Here is a 16,141-nt window from a genome sequence, read left to right as displayed (position 1 = left end):
CCTCTAATGCTTCTGCCCGTACAGGACCGGCACCGCCGAATCCACGACGACCTCGACGAGGCTCGTGCCCTTGTGCGCCATCCCGCGCTTCAGCGCCTCACCGAGCTCGGCGGCCTTGCTCACGCGCACCGCATGGCAGCCCATGCCTTCGGCGAGCCGCACGAAATCGATCCCCGGCAATTCCAGTCCCGGCACATTGCGCACCTGCATCACCTGGCTGAACGAGCGCATCGCGCCGTAGCCGGAATTGTTGATGACGACGATGGTCAGCGGCAGCTTTCGCTGGGCCGCCGTCCACAGCGCCTGGATCGAATACATCGCCGAACCGTCGCCGATCAGGCAGACCGTGCGTTGGTTCGGTTTGCCGAGAGCCATGCCGACGGCGGCGGGCAGGGAGTAGCCGAGGCCGCCGCTCGCCATGGTGTAGAAACTGTCCTGGCCGCGCATCGGCAGGAATTTTTGCATCGCCGGCCGGTGCGAGGGCACTTCCTCGACCAGCGAGGCGCCTTCAGGCATCGCCTGCGACAGCGAATGCAGCAGGAATTCGACCGGCAGCGGATCGGCGGCCTGCGGCGCCGGCGGCAGCGTGCGGCCCTTTGGCGCGGCGCGTTTGCTGTCCGGGAGCATGTCGAGCAGCAGGCTCAGCGCCGGCTTCATCGTGGCGATGATGCTGGTGCCAACCGGCGTCACCGCGGCCGCGTCCGCATCGTCGGTGATCTGGAAGATCGTCGCGCCGCCATCGAAGATCGCGGCGTGGCCCTCGACGTGGAAGGTGAAAACAGGTGCGCCGATCACGACGACGAGGTCGTGCTCGCGGAGCGCATCGGAGAGCTGTGCCGGCGAGGCGTGCAGGAAGCCTGCGAATTGCGGATGACGCTCGGGGAACGAGCAGCGCGCCGAGAACGGGCTGACCCAGACGCTGGCCCTTGCCTTCTCGGCGACGCGCACCATCAGATCCACCGTGCCGGCGCGGTCGACGCCGGGACCGACGACCAGGGCAGGGTGTTTTGCGGAACCAAGCGCCGCGACAAGCGCCTTCATCGCATCGAATTCGGGGCCGATCTCGCGGCTGACTTTGCGCGCTTCGACTGGCGCTGCGGCATGGGCCCAATCGTCGATCGGGATCGACACGAAGGTCGGCCCGCACGGCGGCTGCATCGCGGTGTAATAGGCGCGTGCGATCGCGGCCGGGACGTCTTCGGGCCGCGCCGGCTCGACGCTGTATTTGACGTAGGGCCGCGGAAATTCCGAGGCGCGCTCGGCGTAAAGAAATGCCTGCAGCGGCAGGATCGAGCGCGCCTGCTGGCCGGCGGTGATCACCAGCGGCGTCTGGTTGCGATGCGCGGTGTAGATGTTGCCGAGCGCGTTGCCGACGCCGGCCGCCGAATGAAGGTTGATGAAGCCGGCATTGCGTGTCGCCTGCGCGTAACCGTCGGCCATGCCGACGGCGGAAGCTTCCTGCAGCGCCAGCACGTAGTCGATGTCGTCGGGCCAGTCGCTCAGGAACGGAAGCTCGGTCGAGCCGGGGTTGCCGAACACGCGTCTGATGCCGAACGCGCGCAGCAGGTCGAGCGTCGCCTGCTTGACGGTGACGGACTTGCTGCCGGTCTTGCCGTTCTTGGACATGGTTTCCGTTCCCCGCTGCTTATTGTTTCGTTCGTCATCCCGGGGCGATGCAAAGCATGGATCCCGGAATTTCGAGATTCCGGGTCCGGTCCGGCGGACCGTCCCGGAATGACGGTGTCGCCGTCACCACACCGCCGTGCCCTTCATCGTCGGCTGTCCCTCGGCATTCGCGGTCCACAGCTCCATGCCAGCGTCGGTCTCGTTGGCATTGATGGAGAACTCGCTGCCCTCGAACAGCGGCTGCAGGCCGCGATAGGTAAACTTCTTCGGCGGCTTGCCGCTGCGGAGCTTTGCCGCCATCTCGATGATGAGCGCGGCTTGCAGGGGGCCGTGGAAGATCAGGCCCGGATAGCCCTCGACCTTGGTGACGTAGTCGCGGTCGTAATGGATGCGGTGGCCGTTGAAAGTCAGCGCGGAGTAGCGAAACAGCAGCACGGGATCGGAGACATGCGTCTCGCGGTGCTGCGCCTTCGGCGGCGGGGACGGGGCCTTCGCGCTCGCGGGCGCGCTGCTGGTCATCTCGCGATAGACGATGTCCTGGCGTTCGCGGATGGAAACGCCCCGTGGCGAGGAAATGCTGTGCTCGACCGAGACGAAGCAGAGCGTGCCGGTCGAGCCCGTCTTCACCTGCACATCGGCAATGCGCGAGGTCCGCGTCGATTCATCACCGACGCGCAATGGCTGCAGGAACTCGATCTCGCCGCCGGCCCACATCCGCCGCGGCAGCGGCACCGGCGGCAGGAAACCGCCGCGGGTCGGGTGGCCGTCGGGCCCGAGCATCGACATCGGAAACACCGGCTGCGCCAGGCACCAATGCACGGTGAACGGTGCGGCATCGCCGGCCTTGGGCTCGCCGACATCCTGGAACAGCGTCGCGCGCAGGCCCTTCACGAGCTGCGCGGTGACGATGTCGGTGGCCTCGGTGCTGCGGCCGATCCATTGCCGGAGGTGATCGACGTCGAGCTTCTCGGTCATGATGCCTCGCTCTTCCTACCTTTTCGGATTCTCGCCGATCGCCGGCACGGCGCCGTAGCTGCGCGTCTCGCCGACGATGATCGGCGCGGGCGCGGGATAGCTGACGCGGCCATTCGGCGTGTCCACCTCGATGCGGCGCAGATGCGGATGGTTGGTGAGATCGGTCATGGTGTTGACCTCGGCGAACGCAATGTCGGCGTCGGACAGCCGCTTCAGCAGTTCGTCCCGAGTCAGCTTGCCGAAGATGTCAGCGACCGTCGTGTCGGTGAAGTCGCGGTTGCGCACGCGCTCCACCATGTTGGCGACGCGGGGGTCGGCGGGCAGATTGGGCTGGTCCAGCACCTCGGCGCACAGCGTCTTCCACTCGCGCTCGCTCTGGATCGAGATCAGGATGTCCTTGCCGTCCTTCGAGGTGAACACGCCATAGGGCGCGATCGAGGGATGGCGCAGCCCCATGCGCTTGGGCGGATTGCCGGCCTCGGCGTTGAGCAGCGGCACGGTGCACCAGTCCGCCATCACGTCGAACATGGAGATGCGGATGTCCGCACCCTTGCCGGTGCGGCCGCGCGCGATCAGCGCTTCGAGGATCGCCGCATGCGCCGTGGCGCCGGTCGCGACGTCCACGATCGACACGCCGACGCGGGAGGCGCCGTCAGGATTGCCGGTGATCGAGGCAAGGCCGCTCTCGGCCTGGATCAGCAGGTCGTAGGCCTTGCGATGCGCGTAGGGGCCCTCGTCGCCATAGCCGGTGATCGTGCACGAGATCAGCTTCGGATAGTCCTTCAGAAGCCGCGCCCGGGAGAAGCCGAGCTTGTCCATCGAGCCCGGCTTGAGGTTCTGCACCAGTATGTCGGCGCTCGCGATGAGCTTTTCCAGCTCGGCGCGGCCCTCCTTGGTGGCGAGGTCGACCACGGCGGATTGCTTGCCGCGGTTGAGCCAGACGAAATAGCTGCTCTGGCCCTTGGCGGCCGCGTCATAGCCACGGGCGAAATCGCCTTCGGGCCGCTCGATCTTGATCACCTCGGCGCCGGCATCCGCCAGGCGCGAGGTGCAGAACGGCGCGGCCACCGCCTGCTCGACCGCAATCACCCTGATCCCGTCAAGTGCTCCCATGATGCGACCTCAGTACGAGCGGGGCATGCCGAGCACATGCTCGGCGACGAAGGACAGCACCAGGTTGGTCGAGATCGGCGCGACCTGATAGAGCCGCGTCTCCCGGAACTTGCGCTCGACGTCGTATTCCTCGGCAAAGCCGAAGCCGCCATGGGTCTGGATGCAGGCGTTCGCCGCTTCCCAGGACGCATCGGCGGCCAGCATCTTGGCCATGTTGGCCTCCGCGCCGCAGTCGAGCCCGGCCTCGTATTTGCGCGTGGCTTCCTTCACCATCAGCTCGGCCGCCCGCATCGAGGCGTAGGCCTTCGCGATCGGGAACTGGATGCCCTGGTTCTGGCCGATCGGTCGGCCGAACACCGTGCGCTCCCTGGCGTAGTTGGTCGCCTTGGCAATGAACCATTTGGCGTCGCCGACGCACTCGGCGGCGATCAGGATGCGCTCGGCGTTCATGCCGGAAAGGATGTAACGAAAACCCTTGCCTTCTTCGCCGATCAGGTTCTCCGCCGGAACCTTCATGTCGGTAAAGAACACTTCGGTCGTGGCGTGGTTCATCATGGTGCGGATCGGGCGGATCTCGAGGCCGTTGTTCCTGGCCTCGCGCATGTCGACGATGAACACCGACAGGCCATCGGTCCGCTTCTTGGCCTGCTCCTTTGGCGTGGTGCGCGCCAGCAGCACCATCAGGTCCGAATGCTCGGCGCGGCTGGTCCAGATCTTCTGGCCATTGACGATGTAGCTGTCGTTGCCTTCCTTGCGCGCGAAGGTCTTCAGCGATGACGTGTCGGTGCCGCTGGTCGGCTCGGTGACGCCGAACGCCTGCAGGCGCAATTCGCCGCTCGCGATCTTCGGCAGGTATTTTGCCTTCTGCTCGGCGTTGCCGTGCCGCAGCACGGTGCCCATCGTGTACATCTGGGCATGGCAGCCGCCGCCGTTGCAGCCGGCACGCTGGATCTCTTCCAGGATCGCCGCCGCGGCGGAAAGCTTCAGGCCGGCGCCACCATATTCTTCGGGGATCAGCACCGAGAGATAGCCGGCCTGCGTCAGCGCGTCGACGAAAGCCTTGGGGTAGGCCATCTCGCGGTCGAGCTTGCGCCAGTACTCGCCGGGAAACTGCGCACAAAGCTTTGCGACGGCTTCGCGGATGTCGGCGTAATCTTCGCTGTGGTGTTGCTCAGTCATGGCGTTTCCCGTTGGTAGCGGCAGTTAAGATAACGCCGGCCGATCCTCCGGCGTTGTGAAAACAACGCCAGCCCCCTATGCTCATTTGCTATAGCGTATGGAGTAGCCTTCCAGGATTGGCAAGCATGGATTTCCGGCAGCTCAGGACCTTCAGTTGCGTGGCGGAGCTCGGCAGCCTGAGCAAGGCCTCCGACACGCTGCGCGTGGCGCAGCCCGCGCTCTCCAGGCAGATCAAGCTGCTGGAGCACGAGCTGCGCACGGAGCTGTTCACCCGCAACGGCCGCGGCATGGTGCTGACCGAAGCCGGGCGCCTTTTGCTGGCGCGCACCTCCGGCATCGTGCGGCAGATCGACCAGATTCGCGACGACATCCAGTCGGCGAAGGGGCCGCCGTCGGGGCAGGTCGTGCTCGGCCTGGTTCCGACCGTGAGCTGCGTGCTGTCGGCGCGCTTCGCGCGGCGCTGCGTCGAAAAATATCCGGGCATCTCGCTGCGCATCGTCGAGAGCTACAGCGGCCATCTGGTCGAATGGCTGCATCGCGGCGAGATGGACCTCGCCATCCTGTACGGCCGCTCGGCGGATCTGCATCTCAACGTCGAGAGCTTGGGACGCGACAACATCGTCGCGGTCGGCCCGCGCGGCTGCGGCCTGGCGCGCAGGAAGAGCGTCGATGTCGGCTGGCTGCTGCGGCAGCGCCTGGTGTTGCCCAGTCATTCGCACGGCCTCCGCGCGCTGATCGAGCATGCGGCAGCCCAGCGCAAGATCAAGCTCGACGTCCAGCTCGAGGCAGATTCGTTCCGCGTGCTGACGAGCCTCGTCGAGGAAGGGCTCGGCTTCGCGCTGCTGCCGCCTTCGTCGGTCCATGGCGAGGTCGCGGACGGCCGGTTGGAAACCGCTATCGTCTCCAAGCCGATGACGCGCGAGCTCATTTTCGCCTCTCCGATCGACCGCCCGGCCTCGACGGCCTCGCTCGCCATCACCGCGCTCCTGCGCGAGGAAGTCGCCGCCTGCCGCAAGGAAGGCGTGTGGGACATCAAATTGAGTTGACCTTTCTTTGCCTCTCCCCGCCTGCGCGGAGAGGCCGGAATCTGCTGAGCAAATTCCGGGTGAGGGGGAGTCTCCGCGAGTCCAATTGTCACCGTCCCCGTGGAGACTCCCCCTCACCCCAACCCTCTCCCCGCAAGCGGGGCGAGGGGGCGCAGCGAGCGCGCGGTGAGTGCTTAGGACACAAGGCGGCGGCCGGCCCTTCGCATGTTGCGCGAGCTGTCATGCCGGAATTCTATAGCTGCCTTCGCAATGACGGAGGATAGGCCTTAGGCCGCAATCCTCACCGGCAGCGACTCATATCCCTTGATGAAGCTGGAATAGATCCGTTTCGGCTCGCCGACCACCTCGATCCGGTCGAACCGCTTCAGCATCTCCTCCCAGACGATTCGCAGCTGCAGCTCGGCGAGGCGCATGCCGACGCAGCGATGGATGCCGAAGCCGAAGGAGAGATGAGTGCGCGGGCGCGCGCGGTCGATGATGAAGTCGTTCGGCTTCTCGATCATCTCCTCGTCGCGGTTGCCCGAGACGTACCACATCACGACGCGGTCGCCCTTCTTGATGTGCTTGCCGCCGATCTCGGTATCGGCAAGCGCGGTGCGGCGCATATGCGCCAGCGGGGTCTGCCAGCGGATCACCTCGGGCACCATGGTGTCGATCAGGCCGGGGTTGGCGCGCAGCTTGTCGTACTGCTCGGGGTTCTCGTTCAGCGCCAGCACCGAGCCCGTCATGGTATTGCGCGTGGTGTCGTTGCCGCCGACGATGAGCAGGATGATGTTGCCCATGAGGTTGTCGGGATCCATGAACCGCGTGGCGTCGTTATGCGCCATCAGCGACAACAGATCGTTGCGTGGCGCCGAGTTGACTCGCTCGTTCCACAGCTTCGACATGTAGGCGTAGCACTCGTCCATCTCGCGGCGGCGCTCTTCGGCCGAGGCGACGATGCCGCTCTTGGGCAGCGCGGTCGAGACGTCGGACCAGCGCGTCAGCTTGCGCCGCTCCTCCCAGGGGAAGTCGAACAGGGTTGCCAGCATCTGCGTCGTCAGCTCGATCGAAACCCGTTCGACGAAGTTGAAGGTCTCGTTGCGCGGCAGATTGTCCAGCACGGTCTGCGAGCGTTGCCGGATCAGTTTTGCCAGTTCGTCCAGATGGGTCGGCGTGAACATCGGCGACACGGTCTTGCGCTGCGACGAGTGCTTGGGCTGGTCCATCGCGATGAAGCTCGGCCAGTCGTAGCCCTCGGGCACGTCGCGGATCGAGATGCCGCCGAGCGTCGAGTCCGACGAGAAGATGCCGTGATTGGTGTCGACATGCATGATGTCGTTGTATTTCACCACCGACCAGTAGGGTTCGATCGGCGCGTTGGTGCAGTAATGCACCGGCTCTTCCTTGCGCAGCCGCTCGAACCACGGCCACAGCGTGTCGTCCTGGAACAGTCTTGGCGCACCCGGATGAAAATTCTTCAGCGGGGTCGCATAGGCTTCCTCGCGCGCGCGCCGCATGCGTTCGGCCTTGTCGGTCTTGACCGGTGTCTGAATGTTCATGGGCAGTCGCTCCAGTGTGTTCGTTCGCGCCGTCGCAGTGGCGAGGCGAGGGGCGTCGTCGCAATTGCCAATGTTATACACTATAATTCGGAGGTCACGCCGCAATCTTGACCGGCAGCGTTTCCAAACCCTTCACGAAGCTCGAATACACCCGCTTCGGCTCGCCCATCACGTCGATATGGTCGAACCGCTTCAGAATCTCTTCCCAGATAATCTTGAGCTGGAGTTCGGCAAGCCGCAAGCCGACGCAGCGGTGGATGCCGAAGCCGAAGGACAGATGCGTGCGTGGCCGGGCGCGATCGATGATGAAGTCGTACGGCTTCTCGATCGCCTCCTCGTCGCGATTGCCCGAGACGTACCACATCACGACCTTGTCACCTTTCTTGATCTGCTTGCCGCGGAACTCGAAATCCGAGAGCGCCGTGCGGCGCATATGCGCGAGCGGCGTCTGCCAGCGGATCACCTCGGGCACGAAACTGTCGAGCAGCGCGGGGTTTTCGCGCAGCTTGCGGTACTGCTCGGGATGCTGGCTCAGCGCATAGATCGAGCCCGACATCGTGTTGCGGGTGGTGTCGTTGCCACCGACGATCAAAAGAACGAGATTGCCGAGAAAGTTCTTCGCGTCCATGTCGCGCGTCGCCGCGCTATGAACCATCATCGAGAGCAGGTCGCTCTTCGGCGGCTGCTCGGCGCGTTCTTTCCAGAGCCGTGAGAAGTAGGCCGCGCATTCCCCGAGTTCGGCCATTCGCTCCTCGTCGGTGGCGACGAGTCCGTCGGCGCCGGGAATGGTGGTCGCGATGTCAGACCAGCGCGTCAGCTTGCGGCGGTCCTCCCAGGGGAAGTCGAACAGCACCGCGAGCATCTGCGTGGTGAGCTCGATCGAGACCTGGTCGACCCAGTCGAACACCTCGCCGCGGGGCAGGTTGTCCAGGCACTCGGCGGAGCGCTTGCGGATGTTGAGGGCGAGATTGTCCAGATGCGTCGGCGTGAACAACGGCGCCACGGTCTTGCGCTGCGCCGCATGCCGCGGCGGGTCCATCGAGATGAAGCTCTCGCGGCGCAGATCGGGATCGACGTCGCGGATGGTGATGCCGCCGAGCGCGGAGGCCGAGGAGAACACCGAATGGTTGGTCTCGATCTCCATGATGTCGTTGTAGCGCGTCACCGACCAGTACGGCCCGAACATCGAATCCTTGCAATAGTGCACCGGATCTTCGCGGCGCAGACGATCGAAATAGGGCCAGAACGTATCGGTCCTGAACAATTCAGGATCGCCGGGATCGTATTGCTCCAGCGGCAGCGACGAAGCGCGCTCGCGCAATGCGTCGATCTTCGCGCTCTCGATGGTCCCGTGCATGACCGTTCTCCCTGGCGTGGACCGCGCGATTTTTGTGAATTCTGCGCTGCGGTATTTGAACTACAATTACAACGCGTTACGTGCTTCGGGGCAAGCGGCAGTTTTGCCGCAAGCGAGGTGCGTATCCGGGATTGAGCGAAGCGAAAATCCGGGATTCGGCCCGCAACCGACACTGCCCCGGATTTGCGCTGCGCTCCGTCCGGGCGACGAATCCGCCAGCGCGATCTTCAGCACGCCCTGGCCAACGGAGACGTCCGATAATTCGCTCGAAACCGAGGTAAATCGAACCCGGCCACCCCGGGGATCGACTAATCTCTGATCTATAGTTTGAGCGGATCGGATCCGCATCCCGAGGTTGCCGCCGTGAACGACATGCAGTGGGCTCCCATCGGCCCCTCCGAACCGGTCCCCCCGCCGCTGCCGCCCACGCAGGTCGACTTCACCGGCAATCGCACCGAGTTCCGCAAGATGGTCACCAAGGGGGCCATGCTGGAGCTGGTCACCTTCGGCTTCTACCGGTTCTGGCTCGTCACCGACATCCGCAGGCATTTGTGGTCGAACACCGCGATCGACGGCGATGCCGCCGAATACACCGGCCGGGCCAAGGAGCTGTTGGTCGGCTTCCTGTTCGCGCTGGCGATCCTGGTGCCGATCTATCTCGGCTATTTCCTCGTCGGTATCGAGTTCGAACGTTGGCAGGGCTTTGCCTCGACGCCGCTGTTCATCTCGTTCTACGCCTTCGGCCAGTTCGCGATCTTTCGCGCGCGTCGCTATCGTTTGACGCGCACGGTCTGGCGTGGCGTCCGCTTCTGGATGGACGGCTCCGGCTGGGCCTATTCCTTCCGTGCGATGCTTTGGGGTCTTTTGGTGTTCATGACGTTCGGCCTGGCGCTGCCGTGGCGCGAGGCGTCGCTGGAGCGTTACAAGATGCGGCATACGCATTTCGGCGATCTGCAAGGCGACTTCGAAGGCACCGGCTGGGAATTCTTCAAGCGCGGTTGGTGGCTGTGGCTGCTGAGCCCGATCGCGGTGGTGATCTTCCCGCTCGCGCCGTTCTTCTATGCCGAGTTCAAGGCGCGCGAATGGCGCTGGTGGCTGAACGGCATCCGCATCGGCGGCGTCAGCCTGTCCTCGGATCTGCCGCACAATGCCTTCTACGGCCTGTACTGGAAGATGATCGGCTGGTGGATGCTGCTCTCGACCCTGTTCGGCTTCTATATCGGCGGTGCCACCTTGCTCGTCGTCAAGCTCACTGGCCTGCCGCCCGAGCAGGTGTTCGGGCCCGGTCATGCGGCCAAGAGCATTCCGATGCTGGTGGCGATGGTGATCGGCTATCTCGCGCTGGCGCTTGCCATCAACATCATCATGCGCGTCTATCTGCAGCGCGATCTCTGGGCCAAGGTACTGGAAACCGTCGCGGTGCATGATATCGGAGCCGCGGCCGACGTTCGCGCCAGCGGCGAACTGGCCAGCGCGCTTGGCGAAGGTTTTGCCGATGGTCTCGATGTCGCGGGATTCTAGATCGTGAGTGATGTGACTGCCGAGCCCGGCGCTGAGACGAAGCCCGGACAAAAGGCTATCTTCTTCGACGGCCTGTCGAGCCGCCGGCGCCAGGTCGTGCTGACGCTGGGCGATGCGCTCGAGATCGTCGAGCCGAGCGATGGGCAGGCGACCGTCACGCGCTGGGCCTACGCCGAAATCCGACGCGCCGACAGTCCGGCCGGCACCCTGCGCCTGACCTCCATGTCCGCGCCGCCGCTGGCGCGGCTCGAGATTCGCGATGCGGCGCTCAGTGCCGGTCTCGTCGCACGCTGTCCGAGCATCGACGAGCACCAGACCACGGGCCGCGGTGTTGCAAAGATCGTGGGCTGGTCGGTCGCGGCCGCCATCTCCATCGTCAGCGTGGTGCTGTTCGGCGTGCCGCTGGCCGCGGACCGCCTCGCGCCGCTGGTGCCGAAGCCGATCGAGCGGCGCATCGGCGATGCCTCCGAGGTGCAGGTGAAGACGATCTTCCGCGGCGCGGCCTGCGACGACGCGGCCGGTCAGGCGGCGTTTCGCAAGCTCGTCAACCGGCTGCGCGATGCCGCCGGCCTCGACGACGATTCCATGACGGCAGGCGTGCTGCGAACCTCGGTGCCGAACGCGTTCGCGCTGCCGGGCGGCAAGGTCTATTTGCTGAGCGGACTGCTCGACAAGGCCGAAAATCCCGACGAACTCGTTGGCATCCTCGCCCACGAGCTCGGCCATCTCAAGCACTCCGACAACATGCGCGGCCTGATCTACAACGGCGGCACCTCGTTCCTGATCGGCCTGTTGTTCGGCGACGTCACCGGCTCCTCCGCCGTGATCTTCGCCTCGCGCAGCGTGGTCGAAGCCTCCTATTCGCGCGAGGCCGAGACCAATGCCGACACTTTTGCGATCGAGATCATGCACGCGCTCGGCCGCTCGCCGAAGCCCGCGGCCGAGTTGATGTTCCGCATCACCGGCAAGGAAGGAGGCTCGGGCCTGTCGACGATCCTGGCGAGCCATCCGCTCACCGAGGATCGCCTCGCGCGCATGACGAAAGAGGACCGTCCCGCCAGCGGCCCGCCGTTGCTGACCGACAAGGAGTGGCAGGCGCTGAAGGGCATCTGCGGCAGCGGGAAGATTTAGCTTAGCGCCTACCGCGTTCCGTAAGCACGGTCGCCGGCATCGCCGAGGCCCGGCAGGATAAAGCCGTTTTCATCGAGACTTTCATCCACGGCTGCCGTCCAGATGTGCACGTCGGGATGCAGGCCGCGCAGGCGCTCGAGTCCTTCCGGTGCAGCGATCAGGCAGGCGAGGCGAATGTCCTTGGCGCCGCGCTCCTTCAATCGGTCGACGGCGGCGACGGCCGTGTTGGCGGTGGCGACGACAGGCGTCACCACGATCGCGAGGCGCTCGCTGAGATCGGACGGCGATTTGAAGAAGTATTCGACCGCGGCAAAGCTCTCTGGCTCGCGGTAGAGCCCGATATGGGCGACGCGCGCGGTCGGCACCAGATCCATCATGCCGTCGACGAAGGTGGTGCCGGCGCGCAGCATCGGCACGAACACCAGCTTCTTGCCGGCGATCTTGGCCGAGTGGATCGTCGCCAGCGGCGTCTCGATGACGGTATCAGTGAGCGGCAGGTCGCGCGTCACCTCGTAGCAGAGCAGCATGCCGATCTCCTTGATCAGCTCGCGGAACGACTTTGTCGAGATCGATTTGTCCCGCACCAGGGTCAGCTTGTGCTGCACCAGCGGATGATCGACGATCGTGACGCCTTCCATGATCGGATGCTCCTGAAATTCTTCAAGTCAGTGCGGCGGGCAACAAGGGTGGGCTAGAAAACGGTGCCGTCGCTGATCACCTTGAGCGGCGGTGAGCCGTCGGGACGGCGCGCAAACGCGATGGCGCGGCCGGCGGCCCAGGTGCCGCCTTCCAGAATGCTGGCGAGCGGCAATGACTGCGGCGTGCGGTCGAGCTTGGCGCGAACAAGATCGGCGACACGATCCAGCAACGCGACGGTCAGTGCGCGCCACTCGACGACGAGCAGCGAGTCGACCGCATGCGCGCGCTCGGCGTCGGCGGGATCGCGCAGGCACAGCACCTCGTGATCGACGAACAGGCCGCCATTGCGGTATTCGGCAAGCCCGGTCAGGCCATCGATGTCGGTGACCTCGAAGCCTGCGCGCTGGAGCGGCTCGATCAGCGAATAGCTCAGCCATTGCGACAGCTTGTGCAGCGGCACGAGGCCGGCGGTCGCATCGTCGCTCTTGATCGCAGGATGACGCCAGCAATCGCCGAGCGGAACGCCGGCGAGCTCGAGTCGTGACGGCCAGATCGGTCCGAGCTGGTTCAGCACCGCGGACAGGATCGTAGGCGCAGGGATGGCGCCGCCCCTCGCTTGCGCGGCGATATGATCGAACAAGCCGCCCGGCCGCGGCCTGTCCTGCATGCCGAAGACATCGGCGCGCGCAGCCACCAGCCTGCCCAGACGTTGCAGCAGATCGGTGCGTCCTTCGAGGCCCAGCAGCGGATTGGCCTCGCTCGCCTGGAAGGCCGACGTCAGTGCCGAAAGCGGCAGCTTGGCGAGCACGTCCGCATCGACCCTGGACGGCGCGCGCGCATCGCGCGAAAAGAGGCCGCCGGCAAACATGTCGAGGCTTGCGATCGCGAGCCCCTCGGAGCGGCCGATGCCTTGTCCGGTCATCGCATCACGGTATCGCCACGTCGCGCCCGCGCCGGCGTCGAGCAGGACGCTGACGATGGCGAGGTCGAATTCCGCCCGCGCCCGTGCCGCACGATCGGGCCACGATGTCGCGTCGGCCAATTGCGCCCAGCGGTCCGCGCCGCCGGACACAAAATGCCGCCACCGCGCGTGGAAGGGAATGTCGAGCGTCGGGTAAGCCTTGCGCGTGACGACAAGCACCGCCTCCGCAACTCCGTCCATGCGATCGAGATCGATGGTGAAATGCGTGAGCCCGTCGCGCAGGCCGATGTCGAGCATTTGTCCGGCGCGCGCGCGAACAGCCTTCGCGGTGAGCAGCGCGCGTGCCTGTTGTTCCAAAACGTCCGCCATCGCCGGATCAGTATTTTTCCAGCGAACGCCCGACCACGCCATCGACGTCCTTCTCGGGCGCGATGTCGGTCGAGTAATAGCCGGCCGCCTTCTTCGCGGCGATCTCGACATAGGCGTCCGCCGGGATCAGCTCAGGCGGGATCGGCACGCGCTCGACGATGTCGATGCCCTGAGAGGTCAGCGCGTCGTATTTCATGTCGCTCATCGACAGGAAACGGTCGATGCGCTTCAGGCCGAGCCAGTGGATCGTATCAGGCATCAATTGCTGGAAGCGCGCGTCCTGCACGCCGGCGACGCATTCGGTGCGCTCGAAATACGCGGCAGCGGCATCGCCGTCCTCCTGGCGCTTGCGCGCGTTGTAGACCAGGAATTTGGTGACCTCGCCGAGTGCGCGGCCTTCCTTGCGGTTGTAGACGACGAGCCCGAGCCCGCCCTCCTGCGCGCCGCGCGCGGATTCCTCGATGCCGTGGATCAGATAGGGACGGCAGGTGCAGATGTCGGAACCGAACACGTCGGAGCCGTTGCACTCGTCATGCACGCGGCACGTGATCCTGGTGCGATGATCAGGCAGCTTTGTCACATCGCCGAACATGTAGACGGTGGTGCCGCCGATCGGCGGCAGGAACACTTTCATGTCCGGGCGCGTGACGAGCTCCGGGAACATGCCGGCGGTCTGCTCGAACAGCGTGCGGCGCAGCTCGGTCTCGCCGGTGCCGAAGCGTTCGGCAAGGCCCGGCAGGTACCAGACCGGATCGATCGCGATCTTCACCACGGAGACGCTGCCATTGGCATGGACGACCTCGCCGTCGGCGCGCAGCCGCTTGGCCGCCAGCGCCTCGCGGATCTCGGGCAGGTCGAGCCGCGCGCGCGTGATCGCGATGCTCGGGCGGATATCGACGCCCTCGGCGATGTCCTTGCCGAAGTTCTCGGCGACCAGATGGCCCCAGGGATCGAGCGCGACGATTTTCGCGGGATCGCGCCACTGTTCGAACGGACCGATGGTGGCGGCCGGGAAGGTGTTGGTGAGATCCGGGCGCCTGATGGGATCGAGCGCGCCGGCGGAGACGGCGAGCGCGCGGTACATCGCATAGGAGCCGCCATGGCTGCCGATCACGTTGCGATCCCCGGCGCGCGACACCGTGCCAATGATCGGCCCGCGGGCGCGCGCGTCGGCTGCGCCCCAGTGAATCGGGAAGGCGGCTTTCCGGCCCGGCTCGGGGTGCGAGGTGAGGCGGATATGGTCGGTACGGTTCGCGCGGCTCATGGCCAAACTCCCAAAAAGCCAACGGCCCGCCGCTCGGACGGGCCTGGCTCATCAGCGTTGCCGGAACGAAGCCCCGGCGACGCAATCCAACATATTGTAGCGGCGACCCGCGACAGACAAGTTAATCGTGGCGGGCTGGCGTTCGCCTCCTCGTCCAGACCGGCGAACGACGCCGGAACGTGTTCTATATCTATGTAATCGTTCGAATTTTTGAAGGGGAGGGGGCGGCGGCGCCGAAACAGGTGACTGGATAAAACCTGCATATTCGGACATATCGACCGGATCGGCCCGCCCCGGAGAATGCCATGCCCACCGCCAGCTACATCGATCCCCGCAATGGAAAGCTCTATCCGCTTGATGAGCCGCGCTGGTGTTCGGATGAGCGCACGCCGCTGCTGGTGACGCCGGGGGCGGGGATCTCGCGGGCGGATATCGACAGCGGTACGCGCTCGCTATGGCGCTACCGGGCGGCGCTGCCGGTGGAGATCAAGGACCCGATTTCGCTCGGCACCGGATGCACGCCGCTGGTGCAGCAGGCATGGGGCGATCTGCGGCCGTTCTTCAAGCTCGAATGGTTCAATCCGACCGGCAGCTTCAAGGACCGCGGCTCGGCGGTCATGCTCTCGTTCCTCCGGCAGATCGGCGTCAACGCCATCCTGGAGGATAGTTCCGGCAACGGCGGCTCGTCGATGGCCGGGCTTGGCGCGGCCGGCGGCATGCGCGTGAAGATTTTGGCGCCGGCCTCGACCTCGCCGGCCAAGATCGCGCAGGTGCGCGCCTACGGCGCCGAGGTGCAACTCGTCGAGGGCCCGCGCGAGGAATCGGAGGCGGAAGCCATCAGGCAGTCGAGCCAGACCTTCTATGCCAGCCACAACTGGCAGCCGTTCTTCCTCGAAGGCACAAAATCGCTTGCCTACGAGATCTGGGAAGATCTCGGCTTTCGCGCGCCCGACAACGTCATCGTTCCGGTCGGTGCGGGCAGCAGCCTGCTCGGCTGCGCCTTCGGCTTCCGCGAGCTGCTGAAGGCGGGGCAGATCGCAAAGCTGCCGCGCCTGTTCGCGGCGCAGCCGCTCAACTGCTCGCCGATCGATGCCAGCTTCAAGGCCGGCGTCGATACGCCCGTCGCGCGCGAGGTGAGCAAGACCATCGCCGAGGGCACCGCGATCAAGTCCCCGCTGCGGCTGCGCGAGATCATCGGCGCTCTTCGTGAAAGCGGCGGCGGCACGGTCGCGCTCACCGAGGACGAGATCGTCGCCGCCCTGCGGCGTCTTGCGCGGCAGGGGCTCTTCGCCGAGCCCACCAGCGCCAGCGCGGCTGCGGCGTTGGAGAAACTCGCGGCCGACGGGGCCATCAAGGCGAACGAGACCACGGTGGCAGTCCTCACCGGCACCGGGCTGAAGGCGGCGACCACCGTGGCCGACCTCGTGCAGTAGGGCGGGGCTCGCAACGGCGGCGCGC

Annotated in this window: 13 protein-coding genes; 4 read left to right on the top strand and 9 right to left on the bottom strand. The window is 65.5% G+C overall.

Annotation, left to right across the window (positions count from 1 at the left end):
- Nucleotides 1-3: 3 nt before the first annotated feature.
- The 4 genes from mdlC to XH90_RS28725 form a co-directional block, all read right to left on the bottom strand.
- Nucleotides 4-1,626 (bottom strand): benzoylformate decarboxylase, encoded by a 1,623-nt coding sequence (mdlC, locus tag XH90_RS28740; RefSeq protein ID WP_194477642.1) that lies wholly within the window; start codon nucleotides 1,624-1,626, stop codon nucleotides 4-6.
- Nucleotides 1,627-1,749: 123 nt separating this feature from the next.
- Complete coding sequence (locus tag XH90_RS28735) at nucleotides 1,750-2,601, bottom strand: MaoC family dehydratase N-terminal domain-containing protein (RefSeq protein ID WP_194477641.1); 852 nt, start codon at nucleotides 2,599-2,601, stop codon at nucleotides 1,750-1,752.
- Between the two features lie 15 nt (nucleotides 2,602-2,616).
- Nucleotides 2,617-3,714, bottom strand: coding sequence for a CaiB/BaiF CoA-transferase family protein (locus XH90_RS28730; RefSeq protein WP_194477640.1), 1,098 nt, complete (start codon nucleotides 3,712-3,714; stop codon nucleotides 2,617-2,619).
- 9 nt (nucleotides 3,715-3,723) lie between these two features.
- Nucleotides 3,724-4,893 (bottom strand): acyl-CoA dehydrogenase family protein, encoded by a 1,170-nt coding sequence (locus tag XH90_RS28725; RefSeq protein ID WP_194477639.1) that lies wholly within the window; start codon nucleotides 4,891-4,893, stop codon nucleotides 3,724-3,726.
- A 125-nt stretch (nucleotides 4,894-5,018) separates the two neighbouring features.
- On the opposite strand from XH90_RS28725, the gene XH90_RS28720 reads away from it, so the two are divergent.
- Nucleotides 5,019-5,939: a LysR substrate-binding domain-containing protein gene (locus XH90_RS28720; RefSeq protein ID WP_194477638.1), complete on the top strand. Its 921-nt coding sequence runs from the start codon at nucleotides 5,019-5,021 to the stop codon at nucleotides 5,937-5,939.
- Between the two features lie 266 nt (nucleotides 5,940-6,205).
- Here XH90_RS28720 and XH90_RS28715 read toward each other — a convergent pair whose 3' ends face one another.
- The gene (locus XH90_RS28715; RefSeq protein WP_194477637.1) at nucleotides 6,206-7,480 is read right to left on the bottom strand and encodes a cytochrome P450; all 1,275 of its coding nucleotides are present in this window, start codon (nucleotides 7,478-7,480) and stop codon (nucleotides 6,206-6,208) included.
- 94 nt (nucleotides 7,481-7,574) lie between these two features.
- Nucleotides 7,575-8,837: a cytochrome P450 gene (locus tag XH90_RS28710; protein ID WP_194477636.1), complete on the bottom strand. Its 1,263-nt coding sequence runs from the start codon at nucleotides 8,835-8,837 to the stop codon at nucleotides 7,575-7,577.
- A 372-nt stretch (nucleotides 8,838-9,209) separates the two neighbouring features.
- On the opposite strand from XH90_RS28710, the gene XH90_RS28705 reads away from it, so the two are divergent.
- Both XH90_RS28705 and XH90_RS28700 read left to right on the top strand, forming a co-directional pair.
- A complete protein-coding gene (locus XH90_RS28705; RefSeq protein WP_194482847.1) occupies nucleotides 9,210-10,358 on the top strand; it encodes a YjgN family protein in 1,149 nt (382 codons plus the stop codon).
- Between the two features lie 3 nt (nucleotides 10,359-10,361).
- Nucleotides 10,362-11,489 carry a M48 family metallopeptidase gene (locus XH90_RS28700; RefSeq protein ID WP_371748271.1) on the top strand — a complete coding sequence of 376 codons (1,128 nt, stop codon included), beginning with the start codon at nucleotides 10,362-10,364 and terminating at the stop codon, nucleotides 11,487-11,489.
- An 8-nt stretch (nucleotides 11,490-11,497) separates the two neighbouring features.
- Here XH90_RS28700 and upp read toward each other — a convergent pair whose 3' ends face one another.
- Genes upp through XH90_RS28685 form a run of 3 tightly spaced genes read right to left on the bottom strand, consistent with a single transcriptional unit; the run spans nucleotide 11,498 to nucleotide 14,683 of the window.
- The gene (upp, locus tag XH90_RS28695) at nucleotides 11,498-12,127 is read right to left on the bottom strand and encodes a uracil phosphoribosyltransferase (protein WP_194477635.1); all 630 of its coding nucleotides are present in this window, start codon (nucleotides 12,125-12,127) and stop codon (nucleotides 11,498-11,500) included.
- A 53-nt stretch (nucleotides 12,128-12,180) separates the two neighbouring features.
- Nucleotides 12,181-13,419: a URC4/urg3 family protein gene (locus XH90_RS28690; RefSeq protein ID WP_194477634.1), complete on the bottom strand. Its 1,239-nt coding sequence runs from the start codon at nucleotides 13,417-13,419 to the stop codon at nucleotides 12,181-12,183.
- Between the two features lie 7 nt (nucleotides 13,420-13,426).
- A complete protein-coding gene (locus XH90_RS28685) occupies nucleotides 13,427-14,683 on the bottom strand; it encodes a GTP cyclohydrolase II (protein WP_194477633.1) in 1,257 nt (418 codons plus the stop codon).
- A gap of 305 nt (nucleotides 14,684-14,988) precedes the next feature.
- Between XH90_RS28685 and XH90_RS28680 the strand changes: the two genes are divergently transcribed.
- A complete protein-coding gene (locus tag XH90_RS28680) occupies nucleotides 14,989-16,116 on the top strand; it encodes a pyridoxal-phosphate dependent enzyme (protein ID WP_194477632.1) in 1,128 nt (375 codons plus the stop codon).
- Nucleotides 16,117-16,141: the final 25 nt, after the last annotated feature.

It is taken from the genome of Bradyrhizobium sp. CCBAU 53338 (assembly GCF_015291665.1).
In the GTDB taxonomy this organism is placed as follows: Bacteria; Pseudomonadota; Alphaproteobacteria; order Rhizobiales; family Xanthobacteraceae; genus Bradyrhizobium.
This window is presented reverse-complemented; position numbering and strand designations above follow the sequence as displayed.